The 25,818-nt window shown below is 34.1% G+C and carries 22 protein-coding genes; 3 read left to right on the top strand and 19 right to left on the bottom strand.

The genetic code is table 11. The features are described from left to right. Positions 1-533: 533 nt before the first annotated feature. From GON26_RS05720 to rbfA, 5 genes are all read right to left on the bottom strand, one after another. On the bottom strand, positions 534-998 hold the full coding sequence (locus tag GON26_RS05720) for a hypothetical protein (RefSeq protein ID WP_160373767.1): 465 nt from the start codon (positions 996-998) through the stop codon (positions 534-536). Positions 999-1,856: 858 nt separating this feature from the next. Continuing rightward, on the bottom strand, positions 1,857-2,204 hold the full coding sequence (locus GON26_RS05715; RefSeq protein ID WP_160373766.1) for a hypothetical protein: 348 nt from the start codon (positions 2,202-2,204) through the stop codon (positions 1,857-1,859). A gap of 199 nt (positions 2,205-2,403) precedes the next feature. Beyond that, entirely contained in the window at positions 2,404-3,831 is a 1,428-nt protein-coding gene (locus tag GON26_RS05710) for an MATE family efflux transporter (RefSeq protein ID WP_160373765.1), read from the bottom strand. Positions 3,832-4,002: 171 nt separating this feature from the next. Next, positions 4,003-5,202, bottom strand: coding sequence for an ABC transporter permease (locus GON26_RS05705; RefSeq protein ID WP_160373764.1), 1,200 nt, complete (start codon positions 5,200-5,202; stop codon positions 4,003-4,005). Position 5,203: 1 nt separating this feature from the next. Then, complete coding sequence (gene rbfA, locus GON26_RS05700; RefSeq protein WP_160373763.1) at positions 5,204-5,596, bottom strand: 30S ribosome-binding factor RbfA; 393 nt, start codon at positions 5,594-5,596, stop codon at positions 5,204-5,206. A 345-nt stretch (positions 5,597-5,941) separates the two neighbouring features. Here rbfA and GON26_RS05695 point away from each other — a divergent pair, with 345 nt between their 5' ends. From GON26_RS05695 to GON26_RS05685, 3 genes are read left to right on the top strand one after another with little or no spacing between them, the layout of a single operon-like run. Further along, positions 5,942-7,378, top strand: a complete 1,437-nt coding sequence (locus tag GON26_RS05695; RefSeq protein WP_160373762.1) for a circularly permuted type 2 ATP-grasp protein — start codon at positions 5,942-5,944, stop codon at positions 7,376-7,378. Positions 7,379-7,404: 26 nt separating this feature from the next. Then, the gene (locus GON26_RS05690) at positions 7,405-8,346 is read left to right on the top strand and encodes an alpha-E domain-containing protein (RefSeq protein WP_160373761.1); all 942 of its coding nucleotides are present in this window, start codon (positions 7,405-7,407) and stop codon (positions 8,344-8,346) included. Between the two features lie 4 nt (positions 8,347-8,350). After that, positions 8,351-9,298, top strand: a complete 948-nt coding sequence (locus tag GON26_RS05685) for a transglutaminase family protein (protein WP_160373760.1) — start codon at positions 8,351-8,353, stop codon at positions 9,296-9,298. Positions 9,299-9,327: 29 nt separating this feature from the next. Here GON26_RS05685 and GON26_RS05680 read toward each other — a convergent pair whose 3' ends face one another. The 14 genes from GON26_RS05680 to atpG form a co-directional block, all read right to left on the bottom strand. Further along, a complete protein-coding gene (locus tag GON26_RS05680) occupies positions 9,328-10,581 on the bottom strand; it encodes a murein hydrolase activator EnvC family protein (RefSeq protein WP_160373759.1) in 1,254 nt (417 codons plus the stop codon). A 23-nt stretch (positions 10,582-10,604) separates the two neighbouring features. Continuing rightward, a complete protein-coding gene (locus GON26_RS05675; protein WP_160373758.1) occupies positions 10,605-11,381 on the bottom strand; it encodes a DUF4292 domain-containing protein in 777 nt (258 codons plus the stop codon). Positions 11,382-11,397: 16 nt separating this feature from the next. After that, entirely contained in the window at positions 11,398-12,747 is a 1,350-nt protein-coding gene (locus GON26_RS05670; protein WP_160373842.1) for a tetratricopeptide repeat protein, read from the bottom strand. A gap of 85 nt (positions 12,748-12,832) precedes the next feature. Next, positions 12,833-13,849, bottom strand: coding sequence for a sugar phosphate nucleotidyltransferase (locus tag GON26_RS05665; protein WP_160373757.1), 1,017 nt, complete (start codon positions 13,847-13,849; stop codon positions 12,833-12,835). A gap of 110 nt (positions 13,850-13,959) precedes the next feature. Then, on the bottom strand, positions 13,960-14,394 hold the full coding sequence (gene dut, locus GON26_RS05660) for a dUTP diphosphatase (RefSeq protein ID WP_160373756.1): 435 nt from the start codon (positions 14,392-14,394) through the stop codon (positions 13,960-13,962). A 51-nt stretch (positions 14,395-14,445) separates the two neighbouring features. Beyond that, a complete protein-coding gene (locus tag GON26_RS05655; protein ID WP_160373755.1) occupies positions 14,446-15,906 on the bottom strand; it encodes a lipopolysaccharide biosynthesis protein in 1,461 nt (486 codons plus the stop codon). Positions 15,907-16,427: 521 nt separating this feature from the next. Beyond that, the gene (locus GON26_RS05650; RefSeq protein WP_160373754.1) at positions 16,428-17,951 is read right to left on the bottom strand and encodes an AAA family ATPase; all 1,524 of its coding nucleotides are present in this window, start codon (positions 17,949-17,951) and stop codon (positions 16,428-16,430) included. Between the two features lie 7 nt (positions 17,952-17,958). After that, positions 17,959-18,789, bottom strand: a complete 831-nt coding sequence (locus GON26_RS05645) for an ATP-binding cassette domain-containing protein (RefSeq protein ID WP_160373753.1) — start codon at positions 18,787-18,789, stop codon at positions 17,959-17,961. Positions 18,790-18,791: 2 nt separating this feature from the next. Next, positions 18,792-19,562, bottom strand: a complete 771-nt coding sequence (locus GON26_RS05640) for an ABC transporter permease (protein WP_160373752.1) — start codon at positions 19,560-19,562, stop codon at positions 18,792-18,794. Positions 19,563-19,608: 46 nt separating this feature from the next. Beyond that, positions 19,609-21,423 (bottom strand): phosphate ABC transporter substrate-binding/OmpA family protein, encoded by a 1,815-nt coding sequence (locus GON26_RS05635; protein ID WP_160373751.1) that lies wholly within the window; start codon positions 21,421-21,423, stop codon positions 19,609-19,611. Positions 21,424-21,468: 45 nt separating this feature from the next. Continuing rightward, on the bottom strand, positions 21,469-22,593 hold the full coding sequence (locus tag GON26_RS05630) for a hypothetical protein (RefSeq protein ID WP_160373750.1): 1,125 nt from the start codon (positions 22,591-22,593) through the stop codon (positions 21,469-21,471). Positions 22,594-22,596: 3 nt separating this feature from the next. Then, complete coding sequence (locus GON26_RS05625; protein ID WP_160373749.1) at positions 22,597-23,280, bottom strand: OmpH family outer membrane protein; 684 nt, start codon at positions 23,278-23,280, stop codon at positions 22,597-22,599. Positions 23,281-23,375: 95 nt separating this feature from the next. Next, positions 23,376-23,819 carry a GNAT family N-acetyltransferase gene (locus GON26_RS05620; RefSeq protein ID WP_160373748.1) on the bottom strand — a complete coding sequence of 148 codons (444 nt, stop codon included), beginning with the start codon at positions 23,817-23,819 and terminating at the stop codon, positions 23,376-23,378. 1,137 nt (positions 23,820-24,956) lie between these two features. Continuing rightward, positions 24,957-25,817, bottom strand: coding sequence for an ATP synthase F1 subunit gamma (atpG, locus tag GON26_RS05615; protein ID WP_160373747.1), 861 nt, complete (start codon positions 25,815-25,817; stop codon positions 24,957-24,959). Position 25,818 lies beyond the last annotated feature (1 nt).

Raw genomic sequence — 25,818 nt, 5'->3', positions numbered from 1 at the left:
TTACTCTTTTCTGTTTTTATGGGCTGCTCTGTTTGTGATTATCTGTGTAGCTTGCAAATCTTGGCCGTCAATGGACGGCAGATGATGCAGATTGGCTATGCCAAAACACGGATTAGAATGGGTTATTAATTTAATTTTTCAGCTACCAAGGCTATTCTCTAAACTACGAGGCTTACTCTACAAATTACGAAGCTCATTCTCTAAACTACGGAGCTTACTCACTAAACTACCAAGCTTACTCTACAAAGTACGGAGCTCATTCTCTAAACTACCAAGCCTATTCTACAAATTACGAAGCTTACTCACTAAACTACCAAGCTTACTCTACAAACTAAGGAGCTCATTCTCTAAACTACGAAGGCTACTCTACAAACTACTAAGCCTACTCTACAAACTACGGAGCTTATTCTCTAAACTACCAAGCTATTATTTAAGTGATTACTATCACTTTGTGTCTTTGCTTTGCGGGCACGGAAAGAATTTCCGCGCTATCTTTGTGTATATCCGAGCGTTCGGGTTTTTATTACAAATATTTAATCTGGTTCGGTTGGGACTTTAAAACGATTTTTTGAACAATTGTAATAAACCCATTCTGAACTTTTAGGATAAGTATCTACCTCTTGTAATTCACATTTCCAGTTAGGGATATTTGCAAATTGCTTTGCCGATAAAAACAAAGTCATTAAAATAGTATCCCCAGCTCTATCTTTAGTAAAAGCGTAAGTCCTATAATCTTTATTGAACTTATTTGCATATTTCATTTTTAAGTTCCTTTCAAATTCTGTTATTTCCTTTGCTCTATCAATATCTACCACAAAGGGTTTAACAATATAACCAATTGTAGTTTCATTGCTTTGAACCTCATAACTTCCACATTGAGTAGAAGTAACAATAATTTGATTTTCTTCTACACTTTGATTTGTCACTTTAGTTGTATTGCACGATAGAATCAATAACACCACAAATAAAACTGATAAAGTTGCTTTTGTATTTTCCATCCGTTAAAAATACGTTTATAGATTTATTGGTAACTCGCTAAATTAATTTTTGTTAACTAAACCAAAAAAATTGGGAAAAACAATTAAAAGGAATATATAAATAATCAAAATTATTGCACTAAATAAAAAGTAATTAATGCCTAAATTTTTACTGTTTTTACTCTGATATAAATCCAAAAGAAATTCGTGCTTATTATTGAACACTAACAAAAAATAATTAGGTAAAAAGAACAATAAAAAACTAACTAGGATAGTCAAATACCTATTGCCTAAATAAAATTTTTGCAAAAAAATCAAATCAATACCAAACAAAGTGATTGAAACAAAACAAATTAAAAAACAGTTTAAAATATTTATGGTCGATATAACAATGAGAGATAATATTATAGAGCTTCTGTTTTTATTTTGTGCCTCACTTATTTTTAGAAATAAACTTACCCAAATTTTGTAATACATTTTTAACATCGCTTTTATTTAATATTGAATATAGACCTCCTCTACGTAAACTATTCCGATCGCACGTATGTACAAAAGATAGCGCGGATTTGCAATCCGTGCCCGCCATCTGTTTCAAAACAAATCTAACACTAATTCTTCTAAATCAGCATAATTTCGAGCTAGGCTGAAAGAATAATGTTCTTCTCATTTTGGTTTTAAAAATACAAAAAAGCTATAATTTTTCAGGTTGCAGCTTTTTTGGTTTGTGACTTATCGTTGCGGGCACGGATTGCAAATCCGCGCTATCTTTGGCTATCGTTGCGGATATCCGAGCGTTCGGGTTTATTTCATTAATTGCGCAACTTTTCATTTGAAAGACTTCGGAAAATGATATATTACATAACCCAAAACTATACCGATTTATTTTAAAATTTTATAGCTATAATCTATTAAGATATATGATAAAAAAAATAGAATTGTAAATAAAAATATAAACATTAAAAAATTATTTTTTTGTCTTAAATTAATTTTGGAAAAAAAATAAAATAATATTGCAGCAAAGTAGGGAAAAACAAATAATAATATTACTTCAAGATAAAAATTTTCAACTACTTTTTGCTGATATGTATTTATATCCATTAGATTTTTATGAAAATTAATTTGGGTGTTTTTCATACTATCCCAAATAACATATATAGAAATATATCTAGTTACACCTGCTGTTACTATTGAGAAAAACAATAATTTTAAAATTTCTTTATGTTTCATTTTAAGGTGGATTTTGTTGTTTCTCTAATATTTTCTATCTATAAAGTACTTATTACTTTCGTTTAGTTTATAATTTTAATAACCAATCGCTCGAATATAAATAGATAGTCTAGAAATTCTTTCAGTGCCCGCAAAGTAAAAACACAAAGCAAAAACTACCATTCAATATTTACAAATCCGAACGATCGTTAACAAAATTTTACACCAAAGTACGTTTCCACTTCCCTCTTTTATAAAAGAAAATTCCGGCTAGTGTAATGGCGGTTTCCGCAACGGGAATCGCGATGAAAACACCTGTTGGCCCCATGGCAAAATGTTTGGCCAACAAATAAGCCAGCGGAATCTGGAACAGCCAAAACCCGAAGAAATTAATTCCGGTTGGTGTCCAGGTATCTCCTGCTCCATTGAAAGTATTAATTAAAACCATTCCGATTCCGTAGAAAATAAATCCGATACTCATGATTTGTAACGCTTCGACCGCAATGGTTTTTACAGCTTCATCATTCGTGAAAAACGAAATAATGTATTTGCCAAAACATAACGAAATTACTGTAATAGTAGCCATAAAAATCACGTTGTAACGGGCGGTTGTATAAACCGATTTTTCGGCACGGGCAATTTCTTTCGCACCTAAATTTTGTCCTACCAAAGTAGCCGCCGCATTACTGAGTCCCCAGGCGGGAAGAATAAAAAACATCATAATTCGCAGTGCGGTCTGATAGCCTGCTGAACCGTGATCGCCACCGGTAGTTGCGACCAATTGCGCCAGAAAAATCCAGCTGCAGGAGGCAATTACAAACTGTAAAACACCAGGAGCAGCAATTTTTACCAATGCTTTTATTTGTTTAAAATCGGGTACAAAATAAGATGGAATAATCCTTAAAGCACCTTTGCCAAAAAACAAATGATACAACTGATACAACACTCCAATGCTTCTTCCTAAAGTGGTGGCCATTGCCGCACCTGTTAATCCGAAAGCCGGAATGGGTCCGAAACCGTTAATTAAAACGGGACATAAAATAATATTACAAATATTGGCTAACCAAAGACTTTTCATGGCTATGGCAGCATTTCCTGCGCCACGAAAAATTCCGTTTATCAAAAACAACAGCATGATACACAAACTTCCGCCCAGCATGATTTGTGTAAATCGGTAACCGTGTTCGGCAGCATCAACTGATGCGCCCATGATAATCAGAATATCTTTGGCATAAATAAAACCCAAAACACTCATTATGGTATTGATTACAAAAGCAATAATAATGGCCTGCATACCTGCTTTTGCGGCTGCAACAGGGTCTTTTTCGCCAATACGTCGCGCAACAACTGCTGTTGCCGCCATACTGATTCCGATCGCGATGGAGTAAACGATGGTAATAACCGATTCTGTCAATCCAACTGTCTGGATAGCAAAACTGCTGTGTTCTAAATGGCCAACGAAGTATAAATCGACAAGCGCAAAAACAGATTCCATCATCATTTCCAAAACCATCGGAATGGCTAATAAAATGACTGCTTTTTTAATGCTTCCGTTAGTGTAATCAAAGGATTCATCTCCTTTTATGGCTTGTTTAAGAGTAGTAAAAACTTTAGAAAATAAAGACTTTTTTATAATTGTTTCTGTCATAATAAATATAGGATAAATAAAAAATGGTCCAGATTAAGATAGCTGAACTTAAAAGAAGTAAACGTAAGTATCCTAATTTATTCTAAAAATAAAAATAGGATTAGGCAGAAACAATCATATGCTTTGAAATTTTAAGACGATAAATATAAGTAATTTTTTAATCGGGTAATTTTAATTCAGCAGTTTTTTACTTACGCGACTGCTGGCAATTAAAGAAGCTACAAAACCAAGGGATACAATGGTTGCCAGAACAATAAGTACATTTTCGAGAGTGAAAACAACTGGATACGCTAACGTTTCGGTAATCATAATAAGCTCGTACTGCTGTTGCAAAAGTACTAAGATGATGCCCAGAACCAGCCCCACAATTCCTCCAAGAACACTGAGTAAGGTTCCCTGAAGCAAAAATATTTTTCGCAAATCTTTGATTTCGGTTCCGAGATTAAAAAGGGTTTTGAGATTTCCTTTTTTATCTAAAATCATCATAATCAAAGCGCCAATCAGGTTAAAAAGCGCCACGATAATTACTAATGTAAAAATAAGATACACCGCAATATTTTCGGTATTGAGCATTTTATAGAGCGACTCATTGAGTTGTGCTCTGTTTTTTAAAGTGATTTTGTTGCTGAATATTTTTTCGAGTTGTGTTTTAACATCGGCTTCATTGGCATTGGGTTTCAGTTTCAGTTCGATTCCCGAAATCTGATTGGGTTTATACAGCAGTAATTCCTGAGCTAAACCCAAATCGGCAAATACATATTTAGAATCGAGTTCCTCGCTTACAGAGTAAATACCAACAGGCAAAACATCGGTTTTATTAAAAGCTTCTTCCGGGTTTTCGATAGCACCTTTTCCGGGTTTTGGCGCAAAAATCTGCAAGGGGTTTTCAAAGTCTAAGATACCCATCGAGAAATCTCTGGAAATTCCATACCCAATTACCACCTGATAGGTCTCGGGTCTGAGCCATTCGCCATTAAAAAGCTTTTTTTTGATGTCGTTTACCACCGCATAGTTGCTGTCAACTCCTTTAAGGTAAGTAACCTGCTGTTTATTTTTAAATAAAAATAACACCCGTTCTTCGATGATTTTGGTGTACGAAGCTACGCCTTCTGTTTCTTTGATTTGTTTTTCCTGATCGGGTGTGATCAAAAAAGATTTTCCTAAGGTACTGGTGATTTTCAAGTCCGGATCAATCTCGTTTGTAAACGAAAGACTGAACACTTTTAGTCCGCTAAATACAGACAAAACCACAAACAAAGCCATTGTACCAACAATGATTCCCATGCTGGCAATATAGTTGATGATATTGATCGCATTGTTTTTACTTCTGCTAAAAATATATCGTTTGGCTATGTAAAGGGGGAAGTTCAAATTATGATTTTCTTCTTTTCTCTAAAAGATCACGGTTTTCGATTGGGTTTTCTCTGTTTGATAAAGCGTTATCAATTTTTTCGATATAATCTAAAGAGTCATCGATAAAAAATACCAGATTAGGTACACGACGCAATTGCAAACGTACACGCTGAGACAAATCGTGTTTGATCAGGGTAGTATTTGATTTTATTCCTTCCAGTGTTTCTTTGGCTTTCTCTTGCGGAAAAATGCTTAAATACACTGTTGCCACAGATAAGTCTGAAGTAACACTAACTTTGGATACGGAAATTACCAAATTGCTAACTCCGTTTTTTCTCACTTCACCTTGCAAAATATCAACCAGGTCTTTCTGGATGACACCGCCTATTTTTTTCTGTCTATTTGTTTCCATAGTGCAAAAATACTACTTTTAAATTCAATCGGCACAATTTCGCAATCAACAATCGAATGATTTTTATACGATTAAAGTCCTTTTTTCTAAAATTATTCAAGCCTGTTTCCGATTATCTTCCTCTTTTTTTTAAAACAAATCCTTTTTCAGAATACGAAATTTCAAAAAAACAGCGGTCTAAAAAGTACTATTTTCAAAATTGAAACTTCAAAAAAAGAATCTTGCATAAATTATAAAATCATCATCAAAAAAGCGTTTTAAGATTAAATAAAATTGTAATTTAGATTAAAAAATGAATAATTTTCATTAAAAAATCCAAAACAATGATTATTTAATAAAATAGTTATGACAAAATTAGCACCAAGTTTAAATCATAAAGGATGGGACGAAATGTTTTCTAAAGAAGGTGTCCGCGAATCCTATCGTCAGGTTTTTCAAACCTTGCAAAGCCTGTCACATAAAAATTTAACCAACAAACAAAAACAGGCCTCTGATTTATTCATGAATCAGGGAATCACTTTTACCGTTTACAGCGATGATTATAACGGAATCGAACGGATTTTTCCTTTCGATATTATCCCGCGCATCATAACCCAGGAGGATTGGTTAGAAGTGGAAAGCGGTATAAAACAACGTTTGCTGGCACTGAATTTATTTTTAGAAGATGTTTACAACGATCAAAATATCATAAAAGAAGGTATCATTCCGGCAGGATTAATTGCTTCCTGCCCGCATTATATTCAGGAAGTTCAGGGTATAAAAGTACCGCACAATATTCATGTACACATTGCCGGTATCGATTTGATTCGCGGAGCAAAAGGAGAATTTTATGTACTGGAGGATAATCTTCGCTGCCCGAGCGGCGTGAGTTATATGCTTGAAAACCGTGAAATTACCAAACGTATATTTCCTGATATGCTGTCTTCTAATCATGTCAGTATGGTGAGCAATTACCCGATGATTTTTCATAGCATTCTGGTTTCGCTTTCTCCCCGAAATGTGTCGAATCCCAATGTGGTTTTGCTAACGCCGGGTGTTTATAATTCGGCATATTATGAGCATACTTATCTGGCGCGCCAAATGGGAATTCCATTGGTCGAAGGTCGGGATCTGGTGGTAAACAACAGTAAAGTTTACATGAAAACTACTTCCGGACTACAGCAGGTAGATGTCATTTATCGCCGTCTGGATGATGAATATCTGGATCCGTTAGTCTTTAAACCAGACAGTGCGCTGGGTGTTCCGGGTTTAATAAGTGCCTATCGCCAAGGCAATGTAGCCCTGGTAAATGCCGTAGGAAATGGTGTTGCCGATGATAAAGCCATTTACGCCTATGTTCCGGATATGATTAAATATTATCTGAACGAAGAACCCATCCTGAAAAATGTGCCTACTTACCGAATGGAAAATCTGGACGAACGCGAACATGTTTTTTCCAATATGGAAAACATGGTTATTAAAGAAACCAACCAAAGTGGCGGCTACGGAATGATTATGGGTAACAAAGCGACTCAGGAAGAAATGGATGAAGCAAAAATTGCCATTACCAAAACCCCAAGAAACTTTATTGCACAGCCTATTATTCAGCTTAGCACCGTTCCCTGTCTGATAGACGGTGAACTCAAATTACGTCATGTTGATTTGAGACCTTATGCATTATGCGGTCCAAAAGGCATCAAGATTGTTCCCGGCGGCTTAACGCGTGTTGCTTTAACAGAAGGATCGCTGGTCGTAAATTCGTCTCAGGGAGGCGGAAGTAAAGACACCTGGATTATTCAATAAAATTAATCAATCAAAAAAAAGAGAATATGCTTAGTAGAGTTGCTGATGGAATGTTTTGGCTTAGCCGGTATATGGAAAGAACAGACGGAATGTTGCTTACCCTGAATACCTCGTATATATTATCTTTTGATAAGGAAATTAATGATCAGCTGGGATACAAACCCCTTTTAGAATATTATTCCACCTTGTCTCAGGAAGAGATGATTGCCAAACAATATGATACTAATTTTGTTCTGAAATATATTATCTGCGACAGCCAGAATGATAATTCGGTGAAGAATCTGGTCATCAAATCGCGCGAAAATGCCAGAGGTGCTCAGGATAAAATTACCAAAGAATTGTGGGAACACATCAATTCGATGTACCATTATATGAATTCATCGGACTTGCCCAAAAAACTGGAAAGTCCGGATGCCTTAAAAGTTATCACCAAACTCAATAAAGATTTATTGCTCTACAACGGTATTCTTCAGGTTACGATGCCAAGAGGTCTGGGCTGGTGTTTTTCGAGTATCGGCAGACATATCGAACGCTGTTTGCAAACCATTTCGATATTGCAGGCTTATTATGCTCCGTTGCATTACAATCTCGAAGGCGAAGAAGATCTCATGTACTGGAGACGTTTACTGTTTTCGCTTTCGGGTTACGAATTGTATTTGAAAAGTTACAGCAATATTCCGCACAACCGCAAAGTCGTACAACAGGTTATTTTTAATAAAGATTTTGCACACTCGGTGATTTATACTTTGGACCTTATCAATAAATATTTAGACACCTTGTTCAAAGACAATAATCTGAGCGAAACCCGAACCCTGATGAATCAGTTTGGCCGACTCAAAAGTTATGTGGCCTACACCGATTATCAGCATCTTACCAATCAGGAACTCGAAGATGTCTTAAACAACACGAAAAATCAACTGATTCAGTTCTCGACTGATTTTTCAAAATTATTCTTTTCTTATACTTAAAATTATGGCAGTTTTCAAAATCGTTCACCTTACCAAATATCAATACAATTGGCCCATAAAAGAAAGTATAAATGAAATCCGGTTATTTCCTCATCATTTTGATAATCAGGAAGTTTTACAATATCAGCTTTTGATAACTAATAATCCAGACGTAGATATTTCTGTAGATTATTACGGAAATCGTGTGGGGAATTTTAATGTACTGGATGCCCATACCGAAATGACTATTGAATCCCGAATGCTCGTTCGCGTAAATCATTCGCTTAAAATTCCTGAAATAGATGCCACTTCCGTGAATGATATCCAGGCCGAAAAAGAAAAGAGCATTCTATTATTACGTCTTTGTTATAAAGAGGAGATTGAAAAACAGAAGGAAATTGAAGCCATTCTGAAAGAAATCGACATTGAAGGAAAATCGATAATTGAGATTGCTCAAAAATGTAACGCTTATGTTTTTGAAAATTTTACTTACACCAAAGGCATCACTAATATTGAAACTACCATCGATGAAATTTTGACTTTAAAAAAAGGCGTTTGCCAGGATTTCGCTCATCTTTTATTGCAGTTATTACGAACTTCAGGAATTCCTTCACGTTATGTGAGCGGTTATATCTGCCCTAACGAAAGCGGCTTACGCGGTGAAGGTGCTACTCATGCCTGGGTCGAAATTTACACGCCCACTCAAGGCTGGTTAGGTTTAGACCCAACCAATAATATCTGGACAATGGACAATCATGTTCGTTTATCGGTAGGGAGAAATTTTAGCGATTGTACTCCTATTAAAGGAACTTTCAAAGGTCTGGCCAGACAAACACTTTCGGTTTGTGTTTCTATAGGATATGAAGACGGCAGGCAATTTGAAGAAATTAATGATGTTCAGCTTCAGGAAGTATGTTCGCGCGTGCAGGAACAACTAGATCACATGGATCAGCTGCAGCAACAACAGCAATAAAAAGGGCGCTAAATTTAGCGCCCTTACTTTTACTTGTTCAATAACCACCCTTCAGGATTATTATTTGATGTATTTTGAAGAATCAAAAACTTAATAACTGTTTTTCCAGTATCACCGCTTGTTCTTACTTTTCCTAAACTTTGCTTGATACTCACTTTATCACCTTCGCTCACTGCAACCGAACTAAGATTTTGATAAACGGTAAAATAATCACCATGCTGAATCATAACGGCTTTGTTAACAGGAGATAAAACCATCACTTTTGCAACGACCCCTCCAAAAACAGCACGGGCATTTGCACCTTGCTCTGTCGTGATTTCTACTCCAGAGTTGTGTACCGTTACCGAAGGATATAGTGGGTGTGGCTGGTCTCCGTATCCAAGCGAGATAAATCCTTTTTCTACTGGCCAAGGCAATCTTCCTCTATTGGCTTTAAAATCTGCAGCTAAAATTTTGTCTTCAGGTGTCAAAGCAATTCTTGATGACGAAACAGCTCCTTTTGGTGCAGTTGATCCCGGATTTGCTTTTGCTTTTTCTGCTGCCGCTTTTCTATTGGCTTCGGCAATCGCTTCACGAATTAAACGATTAATCTGGGCATCGATATTTCTAGATTCTTTCTGTTTCTGTTTAATATCTGCGGCTATTTTATTCTTGTCTTTTTTAATAGCGTTTACCAGCTTTTGCTGTTCTTTCTTTTCAATTTCTAAGCTTTGTTTTTCTTTTTGATTTTCAGCTATAATTTTTTTCTTAACCTGTCTTTGATTATCCAATTTAGCGTTGTAATCCACTAACTCTGTCGTTTTCGATTGAATTTCTAAACCTTGATTTTTTCTAAAATTGGTGTATTGTTTTAGATATTGTGCTCTTTTGTAAGCTTGCAAAAAACTTTCAGAAGACAAAATAAACATGGCACGGCTTTGTTCTGAACGGCTTTTGTAAGACTTCAAAATCATCTTGGCATAATCCTCTTTCAAAACCGTTAATTCTCTTTTAAGTTTATTAACCTTCAGTTGATTAATATACATATCATTACTCAAAAGTCTTTCTTGCTTAGCAGTAGTATTAATCAGTTTTTCTTTCAGCTTAATTTTATTTTGTTGAATCAAAAATACATTTACTGCCGACTTCTCTTTTTTCTTTACAGATTGTAATATTTTTTCGTTGTCGCGTATTTCCTGTATAATTTGCGCTTTTCGCTGTTCAAGTTTTTCTTGCTGTGATTCCTGCGCCCACGAAAAAGTTGTGGCGCAAATAAAGATTAGGCTTAGGAGAAATTTTGGCATGTGTATAATATCTTTTTGCAAATTTACTTAATTATTACCTGTTTGTAACCACTTGGTATGCTATATGGAAAACTAAGTTCTTCATTAAACGAAATTGTATTGTAATTCAGACTAATATCTGTTTTTCCTTTTGGCTGAATAGCATTTATTTCAATGGATGTTGGAAGCGTTCCCTGATCAAAAACTTTACTATCTGCATACGCTATTTGAAGCATCATATTCTCAGATGGTTTCGAAATTTGTTCTTTCTGAAGCAAATATTTGTCTGCATCTATAAAAAAAGATTTTTTCAGATCCCCATTTTTTTCATCATCCAGTCTAAAAAGATTGTCTACAATAGTTTGCGTATATTTTCCTTTTTTCAAATCGTCTAAAGCTTCCCCTACTAATAAATTTTGAACTTTACCATAATCCAGATCTGTCCCCAGCCATTTGCTTAAACTAGTAAAATCACCTTCATAATAAGTTCCTTTTATTTTTTCGTAATAACTTACCGTTGTTGGGGTTATCAATGCTTTTGCCATTGTAATACCAAGAAAACGAACGCTTACTAAAATTTGTTTATCCTTTTCGATTTTAATTTCAGCGGATACATTCTGACTTTGTTTTTCGTCTTCGTATTTCGCACTCGCTTTTATATACAAGGTAGAAAAATCTAACTTATTGTTATAATGTTTTTCTATAACTTTATTATCTGTTTTAGTCACTTCCTCTTTAGAAGCGTTTTGTACCGCAACTGCTTTTGATTTACAGGAAATCATAAAAACAGAAACCAATGCTATCACTATATATTTTTTCATCTAAAATGTCTCCTTTTTACTTTTTTTGTTTTAATAATTCATTGCCTTTCGAAAAATAAAATTCTTTTTTCTTGGCATCTCCCAACCCATTATACGCTTCTCCTAACTGAATATTAAAGTTTGCTTCAAGCATAATATCTTCAACCACATAATCGAGTCCCATTTCAAGAACGGTTTTTGCGTTCTTAAATTGTTGTAACTGATTGTTTCCTAAACCGGCATAATAATAAAATTGCGGCTGGCTCGGATACACTTCAATCATCATCATAGCTCTTTTGGTCATTGGCTCAAACTGTTTCGCTTTGGCGTAAGCTTCAAGCAATAACATATTCGTTTCTCTATCCGTATCCGAATTGGCTTTTAAATCTTTTTCGTAATACTTAATCGCATTCTCAAACTGATTTTTACTATGATAAAATTTTGCAATTTCTTTGGCAACATCCACATTTGGATCGTTATCAAAATAACCAATTGCTTTTTCTAAATCTGTTGCATACTGCGGATTTTTGTTTACATAAATCAAAAATTCATTCAGGGTGCGGTGTTTTATTTTCGAATCGATTTTGGTACTTGACAAAATAGTATTCATCGATTTTATGGCTTTATCAGCCTGATTGTCGTCTAAATATACTTTGAATAAACTCACTTGTGCCCACTCCGAATTTGGATTTTCCTTCGCCAATTGTTTGGCCACATCCAAAGCTTTTTCAGTTTGATTGTCTTTAGAATATAAAAAAATCAGGTTGACATAATTAGATTCTTCTTTCGGATTTTGTTTAATCTGAGCAATCAAATTATCGATTTCTGCATTTTTATATTGCCCTTGCGATAAGATTTGCGTTTTATAAATTTCGCGTTCTTCCGATTTTCCAAACTTATCATTCATTTCGTTAATCGCCGTAAGTGCTTTGTCGTACTGGTTGGTAATCATGTACAACGAAATCAAATCGTCTTTGTATTCTTCGTCAAAAGGAATAATTTTCTGAATGGTTTCTATCGCCAAAGGATAATTTTTGGTTTCATAACTTACATCGTAAATTCCTAGCCAATACCATTTGTTTTTCGGATCAATTTGAGTTGCTTTTTCAAAAGCGGTTTGAGCACTTTGATAATCCTTCAGCCAAAAATAATTTTTTCCTAATTCGAAATATGCAACTGCATCATTCGGTTTTAGCTTGATACATTTTTCTAAAGAAACAATTGCCTTGTCGTAATTCTCAATTCCTTTTTGTTTAATTGATTCATAAAAAGAGTCCAGATATTCATCGGTAACCATAGCAATATCTTCCGGCTCTGTTTGTGCCAAAACCGAAGCTGAATTGCCCAGCAACACGAAAAATAATAGTATTAAAACTCCTTTTTTCATCATTTTTTTTCTGCAAGGTTTCTAAAACCTTGTGGGTATAATTAAGTTGAAAACTACACGATTTTAGAAACCTTACAGGAATAAATTATTCTAAAACGGAATAATCACCAATACTTACACTTGTGAATTTCCCATCGTAACTCACATGATTTCCAATCATTGCGTTATCTAAATTAGCATTTTTTATATGCGAATTAGTCTGAATCAAACTGTTTTTGATTGTACTATCTTCTACACGGGTTCCATTTCCTAAAGAAACATTTGGTCCGACAGTTGTGTTTTTCAACACTACATTTTCGCCAATATAACAAGGCGGAATAACGGTTGCATTTTCTAAAACTACATTATAATCAACCAAGTGTTCTCCGTCATTATGCAAAAATCCTAACATTCTGGAATTGGTTTCAACGGTAACATCTTTGTTTCCGCAATCCATCCATTCGTCAACGCTTCCGGTTTTAAACACTTTTCCGTTGGCCATCATGGCTTTGATTCCGTCATTGATTTGATATTCTCCACCATTCTGAATATTATTATCCAAAACATTCTGAAGTTCTTTTTTCAAAACTTCAACTTCTTTAAAATAATAAATTCCGATAACGGCTAAGTCGCTTACAAACTCTTTTGGTTTTTCAACCAATTCGATAATCTCGTTATTTGCGTTCAGTTTTACCACACCAAAAGCTTCTGGCTGATCGACTTGTTTTACCCAAATTACAGCATCTGCAGCTGGATCTAATTCAAAATCGGCCCTGATTAAAGTATCTGCGTAAGCGATAACTGCAGGTCCCGAGAGAGAATCTTTGGCACACATAATCGCGTGACCGGTTCCTAATGGTAAATCCTGACGATAAATAGAGGCTTTTGCTCCCAGGCTTCCTGCCAATTCTTCTAAACTTGCTACAACATCTGCGCCAAAAAAAGCTTCGTCACCTAATATAAAGGCAACTTCTTCGATGGGTTCTTTCAAAATTTCAGCAATATCTTCGACTAAACGGTGCACGATAGATTTTCCTGCAACAGGAATTAATGGTTTAGGAACAGTTAAAGTATGTGGTCTAAGTCGGGATCCCCGGCCTGCCATTGGAACGATTATTTTCATTTTTGTTTTATTGTTTTTAACGCAAAGTTCACAAAGATTTTTCGCAAAGTTCGCTATGTTTTATTCGTTTAAATTTAAGTTCGCAAAGTTTGAAAACTGATTTCAGAAAACTACTTCACTCCTGTACTTCCAAATCCGCCTTCGCCTCTTGAAGTTTCAGATAATTCCTGAACTTCAACCCATTCGGCTCTTTCGTGTTTGGCGATAATCAACTGTGCGATTCGTTCTCCATTTTCGATTACGAAATCTTCATTTGATAAATTTACTAAAATTACCCCTATTTCTCCTCTATAATCTGCATCAACAGTTCCAGGAGAATTTAAAACCGTAATTCCTTTTTTGGCAGCCAATCCGCTTCTTGGTCGTACTTGTGCTTCGTAGCCAATTGGTAATTCTATAAAAAGTCCCGTTTTTACTATGGTTCTCCCTAATGGTTTTAGGGTAATCGGTTCTGATAAATTAGCACGCAAATCCATTCCAGCCGAAGCAATGGTTTCGTAGTTTGGTAATTCGTGTTGCGATTTATTGATAATTTGTATTTTCATTTTTTATTTAAAAAAGTAAAAAAGCAAAATTGAATCGTTAAAAATTCAAGGTTACTTTCTATTCATAATTCCTTTGATTGTGTCTTTTTCCTTATGATAAACGAAGTACATGAAGGCTAATAATAACGGAATTCCAACGAAATAATTTTCTCTAAATCCGTAAAAAGAAATAGCCGAAAACACAATCGAAATTCCTAAATAAGCTCCAATTTTGTTCATATCATACGGTATCGGATAGTATTTGTTTCCTAAAATGTACGAGATTAACATCATACTTCCATAGGCTGAAATGGTAGCGATGGCTGAACCGTAATAACTGTATTTTGGAATTAATAAATAATTTAAACCCAACGTTACAATTGCTCCGACGATCGAAATGTAAGCCCCAATTTTTGTTTTGTCTGTCAATTTATACCAAACCGATAAGTTGTTGTAAATTCCTAAAAAGAAATTTGCCAAAATAATAAGCGGTACTACTTTCATAGCCTCCCAATACGATTTATTGTCAAGCAAAAGAAATTTTAGAATATCTGCAAAAACAATTACTCCCAATAAAATCAGAGAACCCAAAATGACAAAATATTTCGTGATTACGGCATAGGTTTGTGGCGCATTTTCATTTTTGGCATGACTAAAAAAGAACGGCTCAATTCCTAATCTAAAAGCAGTGGCAAACAAAACCATAAAAAGTCCGAGTTTGTAACAAGCCGAATAGGCTCCAACTTCTGATTTTGCTAAATTTTCCGGAAGCAAATATCCCAATAAAATTTTATCAAAATGTTCGTTTACGGCAAATGCAATTCCGGCAACCAGAATTGGCAAACCATATTTCATCATTTTCCTCCAGAGTGCCGGATCAAATTTTCTGCCTAACGAAAGATAATTTGGCGAAAGCACCACAAAAGTGGCTAAACTTGCCAGAAGATTGGCGATGAAAATATAAGCAATCTGAAAGTTTTCTACATATAAGTTATCCCAAACTGAGTTTGGATTATCTGCAGCTAATTTTGGTAAATACATTAAGAAAAAGATGTTCAGCAACAGATTGATAATAACATTTCCAATTTTAATGGCCGCATACACCATAGGTCTTTGATTGGCTCTTAGCTTTGAAAACGGTATTAAAACCAAAGCATCCAAAACCAAAATCCAAACCGAATACGTAATATACTGCACATCAACTTCTGCCCAGTGCGCCAGCGTATTTCTAAAAATTAATGCTGCAAATAAGAATATTATTGAAGTCCAAAAAACCGAAATTGTAGCGGTTGCAATTACATTTTTCTTATCGTCTTCAGCACTATAAAAACGGAAAAAAGCGGTTTCCATTCCATACGAAAGTATCACATTGAAGAACACCATCCAGGACAAAACAATCGAAACCTCGCCATATTCTGCAGTTGGTAAAATTCCAGTATATAATCTGACCAATAAAAAACTCAGCATTCTTGGTAATACTGTTGCGAGTCCGTAAATGGCAGTTTGTTTGAATAGGTTTTTATATAATCCCAAAATAGTTCAATAATAAATTTGTAAAACAAAAATAACCAATTCTTTGGTTTATTATTGCATTTGTGGGTTCAATAAGCAAAGAGTTATCTAAAATTTGATGTCTTAGTTTCTTTTTATCCAAAAAAAATCCCGAAAAAGCCTCTCTGTGAAGTATTAATCTTGTGTTATTAAAATTAATTGAATTTTATTTAAAGGTTGACTAACATTAAGAAAAGATAGTTTCATTTTATAAAAGTTAACAAACAACCGTAAAATGTATAACAAAACTTAAAAATTATATAACTTTTCAAAAGCACTTCGGTTGTAGCTTTGTAGTGTAGGGATTGATAACAGCTGATATGTAACCCTCGGCAAAAAAAACAGAGCATTGGGACTAATAAAGCTAGTTTGTTCCCATAAAAGACAAAGCGTGCAGAATTACAAAATCTGCAAATATTTATAAAATGGTACTGGTTCTCGATTTTGAACAAGTCGGGAATCACCATTTTATAAATTTCTTCTTTATTAAAAACTTAGTTTTTTTATTCTTTTGAAGTAAAACTTATACTTTCCTGAGTTTCTTTTGGTTCCGGAATATCTTCTTCAGTAAGTGTTTTTAGTGTTTTCTTACTTATTTTTTTAATCTTTACAATTCTATTCGCTTGATTTTGAACACATTTTTCGAATAAGTTCCGAACAACTCTGGCATTACCAAAGCTTTCGTCTTTCTTTTCATATAGTAATTCAAAAGTATCTTTGAGTTTTTCTTTAGCATCTTCTGAAATTATAAAATCAGATTTGGCACAAAAAGATTCAAAAATTTGAAATAATTCGGCTGGGGAAAAATGATCAAAATGAAAGAATCGATTAAATCTTGATCGCAATCCAGGATTCGATTCTACAAAAATTTTCATTGGTTCTGTATATCCTGCCACCACTACCGCCAGATCATCTCTGTGATCTTCCATCCTTTTCAGCAAGGTATTTACGGCTTCGGCACCATAATCATTACCAAATGAATTTTGAGTTAAACCATACGCTTCGTCTATAAATAAAACTCCGCCAATGCTTTCCTCTACCACTTTGTCCACTTTTGCTGCCGTTTGACCAACAAAACCGGCAATCATTCCTTCGCGGTCGGTTTCATACATTTGCCCTTTCGACAAAAAACCTAAGTGCTTGAAAATTCTGCTCAAAAGCCTTGCTACCGAGGTTTTACCTGTTCCCGGTGGACCTAAAAAAACAGTGTGCAATGTAATTTCGACATTTTTTAAACCTTGTTCAGAACGTTTTTTTTGTATTTCTAATAGGTTTATTAATTCTTCGACATCTTTTTTTACTTTGGCAAGACCTACCAACTCATTTAATTCTTCCAGCACTTTTTCAAGTGTATCTTCTGCAGCTACGTTTTTTACATCATTGTTTTTTTCTAATTCCGTTTTTAAATTTGAATCGAAAAAAGTCGTGAACGCTTTTGAATCAGTAAACTTGGTATCAAAAGCATATTCAATAAACTTTTGATATTGATTTAAAATAGTCTCTTTTTTGATGTTTTTAGTTTCAGATAAAATTTTAAAAAGCAAACACTGATTTTGTATTTCGCTTACGGGTTGGATCAGATTATCTTTTTTTATTTTGATGAGATGATTTTTAAATTCATCCGAAAAAATAAACTGATTTAATCCTGCTATAGAATTCTGATCTGCAAAATGATTATTTCGCAAAACATCATAATAATAGGCCAGAACCAATCTTGATTTTTCGTTTTCCTTAACTGATAATTGATTGTAAAGTATAATGATATCGGAAAGAAAAAAATGTTCTGCCTTGTATAAAAATCCTTTGGCCGAATTTGGATTTACTACTTGGTTTATTTTTTGAATAAATGCAGCATCCTGATTTAGAACACTGCAGATTTCAAGTATGTTTAATGTTTCTTGCTGTAATTCCTGAGCAAAAGAAGCTGTAAAAACCATTTTATCTTTTCTTATATTAGATTCGAAATACTTTTTTAAAGACAATAATGATTCTTCAATCTGGTCTATCGGATTGTTTTTCTTTAACATACACCGTTTAGGAAATCATCATTTGATGAATAATTTCTTTAGATAATTTTATATGATCTTCGCAGTAATCTTTCCATGCTAATCCTTCTTCCCTCAGGTCATATTTTGCCACAATGGTTCCGTAATGCTGTTGTTTCCCATCGATGGTAGGGTAGCCAATTACATAAATTGTTTGTGCAAGTTCGATTGCAAGCTCAATATCATGGGTCGAAAAAATAATAGTATTAAAGTCTGAAGAATTTCCTAAAAGTTCAAATGCTTTTTTTACTTCCTTAATATTTCCAACATCTAATCCTGAAAAAGGTTCATCCAAAACAATAAAATGATCTGACGAAAACAATTGTTCTATAATGGCGGTTCTTTGTCTTTGACCTCCGGAAAGTTCATTTGGGTATTTATCCGCACAATTTTCCAGTCCCCAATCTTTCAGATATTGTTTGATTTTAGTTTCTTTTTCAGATTCAGAAAGCTTAGTTTTTCTTAAAGAAAATTTAAGCGCCTGACTGACTGTTTTATGTCTGAACAAAGTATATTTTTGATCTACAAAACCAATGTTTCCTTCCTTTACAGATTTTGCAGCATTGGGTTCAGGATTTTCAAAATCCCTGATGAGTATTTTTCCAGAATTCATTGGAACCAGTCCTGTGAGTGCTTTAAAAAAAGTAGATTTTCCTCTGCCAGATCTCCCTACAAAAGCAACGACTTGCCCTGTAAAATCAATGCCTTCACGTACAACGTCTTTCTCAACAAGGTTTATATCTTTAATGATAACGGTATCATCGTAGGCTACGCTAAGATTTTCTACATATAAAAGCGTCTCTTTAAATTCGTGTTTCATGATTATATTTTTGAATATCTAAAAATTGCTTTTCGTAAATAATTGATTCCGGCATCCAGACCTAATCCTATTAAGAGGATGATAATTTGAAGTGCGATAATTCGGCCAGTATTCATGAACTTATCCGAGTTTTTTATCAGGAAACCTAATCCTCCTGAAGCTACAACTATCGATTCGACAGTAACAAGCATCATCCAGGTTATAGCAAGATTTTGTCTGATTACGTCAATAACATAATCTATTCTTCCTAAAACAATTACTTGCCAAAGCACTTCCCAACGATTACATTTTAATGTTTTTGCGTGGTCAAATTCTTCTTGTGGAATGTCTTTTATTACGGCAATTAAAGAGGTAGTCAGGAACGTAGTCAGGAAAATCACTAAGATCCATACCTGCATTGTTCTGGCTTCATGAATAACCATTGTGATATAAAACGAAAGTCCTGTAAAAGGCAGAAATCTAAATTTGGTTACAAATTCTGCAACTGATTTTAAGATCGGAATAGACCATGAATAAGCAAAGAGTAACGATATAATAGTTGCTAGAAAAATAGATATAAAACACAATTTTAATGAATTGAATATATGCTCTGCCAAACCTTCATTATACAAATCTGTAAATCCTTTTAAAACTTGGTCCGGAGAAGGAAAAAGATGCTTTTCACCAGAAGTTGTTGCAAACCAAATGACGATTAAAAGAACTAACCAGCCTGATAAAATAAGTGTTTTATGGAGTTTGGATACTTTTTCAAAGGGCGTTAAAAATTTTATCATAGTAGTATAAAAGGCTGCCCGAAAGCAGCCTTGTTTTTTTAAATTATTATTTCAATAAAGTAATAACTACACGTCTGTTTTGTGCTTTTCCAGATGCTGTATTATTGTCGGCAATTGGATCATTTTGTCCTTTACCATCTACCATTTGAAAACGATTAGCAGGAATTCCTTTTTGTTTCAAATAGGTTACAACTGCTTCAGCTCTACTCTTAGATAACGCTAAATTAGATGCCGGATTTCCAACATTGTCAGTGTGTCCTACAATAGTAAGTTTTGTGTTTTCAGCCTGTACCAAAAGGTTGTAGATTTTTTCAACCTCTTTACTGGATGAACTTGAAATTTCAGCACTTGCCGTATTAAAATTAATTTTCCATTCTCCAGACGCAACAACTTCGGTAGCTTCATTGCTATAATCTGCTTTATCAGCTGATGTTGACTCGATATCGTTGATGTTTTTCAGGAAAAATAAATTTACCGCCTGATCATAAGGAACAACTGCTCCAACATTTTCATTAAACCCAAACGGATTCAAATCTGTTAAATATCCTGAAACCTGATTATACACAGATTTGTATCTGTTTACACCATCTGATAATCCAAAATATTGCATTGCATCAGCATAATTAAATACTTTTGAACCACCCATATTATAAGTCAATCCACCTTTTGTTCCTTGTTGTCCTTTGAACATTTTATACCAATACTCCGGAGTCTCCATTTTATAAGTATCTGTAATCGCTTGTGAAGCTCTCACTTTCCAGTCTTCATAATTTTTCATTTGATTAGAAGCTGTCAATGCCGATTTTAAAATATTAGATACAATTTCAGGGTTTTTTTCCGCCCACTCTTTCACTCCAATAAGTGCTGTTGGCATTTGGTTGTTAAACTCTTTTGTAGAAACAATATCTACAAAACCTGTAAGTTTATCAAAAACGGTTTTGTCTCCAGGAGTCCAGGTTGCACAACCGTCAATTTTTCTGTTAACTGATTTTCCTGTTAATTTTCCGTTTGAAACTTCTTTCAGCGTAACCGTCCAGCCTGTAGTTTGTGATTTGATTAATTCCTCAGCCGATTTAATATAATCATCATTTTCTGAAGGATAAATATTTACTGCATCTGCATCATAAGTAGTTGGATCCGGATTTACTTTTAATCCGTTAGCAAAACAATAATTTACAGTCGTAACCCAGTCACCATCACCCAAAACTGCAGATATAACAGCACCTTTCATAGATTTCGGATCCGATTTCCAGCTTGGAGGCCCTATCAGTTTATCTTCTCCATAGCTCATTCCTACCACTCCCATTACCTGTAAATGGTATTTGTCTTTACCGTATTTTTCGTCTAATGATTTTTGAACAGAACTAATATAAAATGGCGCTCCATCACCCATAATCATCACTGCAAAAACACTTTTGTCCGAAGTTGGGAAAGCTTGACCTTTATCAAATTCTTCAATAAATTTCATTTGCATATTACGAAGTTCCGAAAGCCAGTCCTGACGAATAATTTCAAGATTTACTCCATTTTTTTCCATCAAAGAACCTTTAGTTGTTTTAGGTCCTCCGTTCGAAACGATAATTCCAGATTGAGCATTCCAGGCATACCCTCCAATTCTCACTAGTGGTTTATCAGCAACTTCTGTAGAAATATCAGTAGATGGAAGTGCAATTTTTTCAGCATTCGTTACATTATTAACATCGGTCTGGTTAATTTCCATTCCGTTTAATTGTTTAGAAACTGCTGTTTTAATACCTGGAGAAAGATAATATACTCCTGCTAAAATTGCCCCAATTCCAGCAATAACGATTAACAATTCAGAAAACGTTGTTAGTTTCTCTGTTCTTAAAATTTTTCCCATTTTATTGTATTGGTTTTGATTTGTTGTTTATTGGTTATGTTGTTTTTAAAAAATATCTCCAAATCCGCCACTTTCTAATTTCTCTTCTTTAGATAATTTATAGTTTGGACTTGTATATTTGGTCGAATCCGGAATAACGCTATCTCCCGTTTTAATTTTGTCTGCCAATGAATCTAATCGAGAGTACAACTCGTCATTATCAACAGAATACTTAGAGGTCAAAGCATCAATGTCAATCAAGTTTTCAGAGGTTCTGGCAATATCCTGAGCAATGGTAGAAGTTACCACTTCCAGAGCATATTCTAATTCCCAGTCCTGAGTAAACATCATGGCACTTTTTGCGCTTTCAGTTGCTTCCTTCGCATTTTTAGCAAACTCATATTCTTTTTGAAGCATCTTTACTGTAGCATCAAAATCTGCAATCTTAATATCAATTGCTGTTCCTGCCAATGTTAGTTTTCTATCCATTTTACCCAAAACATTGGCACGTACGCCATATTTTTGAATAAATCCTTTGCTTTGCTCGTATTGAGTAGAAATTCTTTGAGAGTCACTTAATTTTCTGGCCAGCTCACTTTGCAGGGCTACATACTCATCTGTATCTTTTGCTGCTACACCGTGTACTTTAACCATTTCGTCCATGGCAGTTTTAAGCTTTTCAGATTGGCGTTGTAAACTTAAAACATCTTCCTGAAAGCTTTTTGCTTCTTTTTCAGACTTGTTCGCTTCAACTTCCATTTCATTTTTTAGCCCTTTCAGTTTTGCTTTTGTATTTTTAAAAACTTCACGGTTCTTAATCATCTTTTGCTTTTGCTCTTCTAATTCATTAAAAGGATTACTTTGAATTAATGCTTTATGAAGATTTTTAGTAGCAAAACGTAATCCTTTCATAATAACAGGATACATCATTACTAAAAAAACTAAAAATACTCCTGTTGCGGATAATGCTATTGCCTGACCCAACATGGTAAATAGTGGTGGTATAATATAAGTCCAGACTAAATAACCTCCAATACCCAATAATCCCAGGGCTAAGGCAAAAAACAATGACTTTTCTCCTTTTTTAAGCGTATCTGATTTTAAAGCAATTTCTCCTTTTGACTCATCAAAATGTTTTAAGATTGGCAGCGCCAAAAGCGTACTCTTTTCTTGTTCGTATTTAGTGTCCATTTATTATAAATATTGGTTAATTCCGGTTATAACTGTGTTTATTGAGTTTAATATTTTTTGCTTAGCCAAATCGTTAGCTTCCATTTTTAATTGAATTTCAGAAAGTTGTTCCATATTTTTAGGATCCATTTTTTGAAGAGCCAGTTTTTTAGCTTCTAATTCTTTTTGAAGTTGAGCAATTTTAGATTCTAAATCGGCTACCTCTTTCGAAAGAGTGTTTTTTTCATGAAGAATCGTATTGTTTAATTCTGTTTTTTTTGTTTTACCAATATTATCATATTTAGCATAAACTTTTTCAATTTCTGTAATATAATATTTAGCTTTTTCCAAAAGAAATTCTTTTGTCAACTCGGGTTTGATAGTCTTACCCATTGTAAAAGCCATTTGATAACTTTGTGGATTAGTAACCCCTACAGCAATCACAGATTTATACAATTCGAAAAAATCAAAACCCGATTCATTCAAAGATTCAAAACCTTTGTCATAAACTTCAAAAATTTCATTCAAAAAAGGATTTGACAACGAATTTGCAGACAAACTTTCCGTCACATGACTTGGAAATTTAGTATCTGATGACGGCATAACCGGATTAGTCGTGTTGGTTACAGGGGTTGATTCAGGGGGGTGTGATGAAGGATTTTCATCATTAATAAAAAGACTTTTCCAATTAAAACTTTCTTTTGCCATATTAATATTTTTTGTTTGTCAGTTATAAAGGTTATACGTACAAAACATAAAAAAGTTACCGATATTTAAAAAATATAAATATATATGGTTTTCTTTTAAGTTAACTTATTTTCGTCTAGTATTTTAACGAAATGAAATCCTTTTGGTCCATAACCCTGATTATAATAAAACCGATGTGCGGCAAAGTTTGCCGTAAAAGCATCCAAAACGATACTGCTACAACCTAAATTTAAGGCTTTTTGCTCAATATAATCCGTTAGTATTTTGCCAATTCCTTTAGAACGAAATTCAGGATTAACAACGAAATTATCAATTTCGAGATATTTTCCTGTCCATAATTTAGTATTGGTCCAGCAACCTGTTATTCCTAAACAAATATCTTTTTCAAAAACAGCTATTTGAATGTAATTGTGAGCAACCATTTCTGAAAGATAGGTTGTGTATTTTTCAATTGACATCGTCGGATAAAGAAATCTCATGGTTGCAAGTTGTTCCACCATTTCTTCAACTGTATTAAGTTCTTTTATATTTAATTCCATTGTAAAAAGTAAATACCAAAAATACTTAAAAAAAGCTATTTATTGTATAATCATTAAAGCATCTCCACTACAACCGAAAGGAAGTAATTAATCTATGTTTAAAAGCTTCTTCATTCCATTTCAAAAATAAACTAATTATCAGTGATTATTTTAAATTGAAAGTCAAAAATCTAGCCCTTTTGTAGATTTTATTCTACAATTAAAAATCACCAAAAGTGGGTATTGTGGAACTCAATAAATAATATGATTTTTGTCTTGTTAAGTCATTAGTAAATATTTGATTTTTAACAACCTAAAACTTCAGCTATAACAATCTGAAGTTAATCAAACCAAAGGGATTGATACAGCTGTTTTGTAACCCTTAAAAAAAAACAGAGCATAGGAATGTTATAGCTAAGTTACAACCTAATAAAAGTAAAGCAACGGGGTTTCATAAAGCTAATTGTGACCTTAAAAAACAAAGCATCGGGATTGTTATAGCTAAATTGCAACCCAACAAAAAAGAAAAGCAAAGGGACTGATATAGCTAATTTGTAACCCACAGAAAAACAGAGCATCGGGATTGTTATAGCTAATTTGCAACCCAAAAAAAGAAAAGCATAGGGATTGATATAGCTAATTTGTAACCCATAAAAAAACAAAGCACCGGGATTAATATAGCTAGTTTGTTCCCATAAAAACAAAGCATAAGCGGAACAACAGAAGCCGCATTAAAAGAATGTATAAAATGGTTGCGTTCTCGGGAATACAATTCCCGAGAACACCATTTAAAACCTTTTGAATTAGTATTAATAACATCCAAAAAAGATTTTTAATCTATATATAGAAGTTGTTTAGGTTTTAACGTCCGTTCATTTCATGAGCGGATTTTTTTTATCCAAAAATTGCGCATTATCGCCTTTACGAGACTCCATTTTTCCATTCCAATTTTACCGTAGAGGCAAATAGCAGTACGTCTTACAATCTGAATAAATTTTGGTTACGGAACGTAAGACACACTGCTGTGCGCCTCTACTTTTCATCTCCTATGGTAAAATTAGGAAGTATAATTTAATCTTTTTCCACAACATTTAGTTGATCCAAAAAAAAAAAGAGCCACTAAATGTGACTCTTTTAATATCTCTAACTATACTAAACTTATCCGTTTAAAGCTTCTGCACCACCAACAATCTCAAGGATTTCGTTAGTAATAGCAGCCTGACGCGCTTTATTGTAAGTTAATTTTAATTGATTTCTTAATTCAGTAGCGTTGTCAGTTGCTTTGTGCATTGCTGTCATACGCGCTCCGTGTTCTGAAGCAAATGAATCACGAATACCTTTGTACAATTGTGTTTTTAATGATTTAGGAATCAAAGTTAATACGATTTCTTCTTTTGAAGGTTCGAAAATATAATCCCCTGTCGAAACCGGTACATCCGATTTGATAGGCGCCAACGGCAAAAATTGTTCTGTCTGAACGATTTGTGTAGCAGCATTTTTAAACTGATTGTAAATCAATTCGATTCTATCGTATTCGCCTGATAAGAATTTCTCAGTCAAAACATCTGCAATTGCAGCAACATTATCAAAAGTTAAATGATCAAAAATTGCATTATGATGACCGTGAGCTTTATGCGTTTTTACTAAAACATCATTTCCTTTTTTCCCAATAGGAAAAACATCAACTTGTTTTCCTGCATAAAAAGCAGAACGGTTTTTAACTTCCTTAATAATGTTTGTATTAAATGCACCACATAAACCTCTGTTCGAAGTTATAGCAACAAGTAATACTTTTTTTACTTCACGTTGTGTTGTGTAATCACCACCTACTTCACCATCAAGTGTAGCAGATAAATTTTGCAACAACTCCGTTAATTTCTCGGCATAAGGGCGCATCGCAGTGATTGCATCTTGTGCTTTCTTAAGCTTTGCAGCAGAAACCATTTTCATTGCCGATGTGATTTGCATCGTAGATGAAACGGAAGTAATTCTATTACGGATTTCCTTTAAATTTGCCATT

This window comes from Flavobacterium hydrocarbonoxydans (genome assembly GCF_009789235.1).
GTDB lineage: Bacteria > Bacteroidota > Bacteroidia > Flavobacteriales > Flavobacteriaceae > Flavobacterium > Flavobacterium hydrocarbonoxydans.
The sequence above is the reverse complement of the archived record's forward strand: the minus strand, read 5'-3'. Positions and strand labels throughout refer to the sequence as shown.

Bases quoted from the DNA above. Each gene is read 5' to 3' on its own strand.
- GON26_RS05695 (WP_160373762.1), top strand. From the start codon at position 5,942: ATGACAAAATTAGCACCAAGTTTAAATCATAAAGGATGGGACGAAATG.
- GON26_RS05675 (WP_160373758.1), bottom strand. From the start codon at position 11,381: ATGAAAAAATATATAGTGATAGCATTGGTTTCTGTTTTTATGATTTCC.
- GON26_RS05650 (WP_160373754.1), bottom strand. From the start codon at position 17,951: ATGTTAAAGAAAAACAATCCGATAGACCAGATTGAAGAATCATTATTG.
- GON26_RS05680 (WP_160373759.1), bottom strand. From the start codon at position 10,581: ATGCCAAAATTTCTCCTAAGCCTAATCTTTATTTGCGCCACAACTTTT.
- GON26_RS05645 (WP_160373753.1), bottom strand. From the start codon at position 18,789: ATGAAACACGAATTTAAAGAGACGCTTTTATATGTAGAAAATCTTAGC.
- GON26_RS05720 (WP_160373767.1), bottom strand. From the start codon at position 998: ATGGAAAATACAAAAGCAACTTTATCAGTTTTATTTGTGGTGTTATTG.
- GON26_RS05625 (WP_160373749.1), bottom strand. From the start codon at position 23,280: ATGGCAAAAGAAAGTTTTAATTGGAAAAGTCTTTTTATTAATGATGAA.
- GON26_RS05715 (WP_160373766.1), bottom strand. From the start codon at position 2,204: ATGAAACATAAAGAAATTTTAAAATTATTGTTTTTCTCAATAGTAACA.
- GON26_RS05640 (WP_160373752.1), bottom strand. From the start codon at position 19,562: ATGATAAAATTTTTAACGCCCTTTGAAAAAGTATCCAAACTCCATAAA.
- GON26_RS05685 (WP_160373760.1), top strand. From the start codon at position 8,351: ATGGCAGTTTTCAAAATCGTTCACCTTACCAAATATCAATACAATTGG.
- GON26_RS05665 (WP_160373757.1), bottom strand. From the start codon at position 13,849: ATGAAAATAATCGTTCCAATGGCAGGCCGGGGATCCCGACTTAGACCA.
- GON26_RS05630 (WP_160373750.1), bottom strand. From the start codon at position 22,593: ATGGACACTAAATACGAACAAGAAAAGAGTACGCTTTTGGCGCTGCCA.
- atpG (WP_160373747.1), bottom strand. From the start codon at position 25,817: ATGGCAAATTTAAAGGAAATCCGTAATAGAATTACTTCCGTTTCATCT.
- dut (WP_160373756.1), bottom strand. From the start codon at position 14,394: ATGAAAATACAAATTATCAATAAATCGCAACACGAATTACCAAACTAC.
- GON26_RS05635 (WP_160373751.1), bottom strand. From the start codon at position 21,423: ATGGGAAAAATTTTAAGAACAGAGAAACTAACAACGTTTTCTGAATTG.
- GON26_RS05670 (WP_160373842.1), bottom strand. From the start codon at position 12,747: ATGAAAAAAGGAGTTTTAATACTATTATTTTTCGTGTTGCTGGGCAAT.
- GON26_RS05710 (WP_160373765.1), bottom strand. From the start codon at position 3,831: ATGACAGAAACAATTATAAAAAAGTCTTTATTTTCTAAAGTTTTTACT.
- GON26_RS05620 (WP_160373748.1), bottom strand. From the start codon at position 23,819: ATGGAATTAAATATAAAAGAACTTAATACAGTTGAAGAAATGGTGGAA.
- GON26_RS05690 (WP_160373761.1), top strand. From the start codon at position 7,405: ATGCTTAGTAGAGTTGCTGATGGAATGTTTTGGCTTAGCCGGTATATG.
- rbfA (WP_160373763.1), bottom strand. From the start codon at position 5,596: ATGGAAACAAATAGACAGAAAAAAATAGGCGGTGTCATCCAGAAAGAC.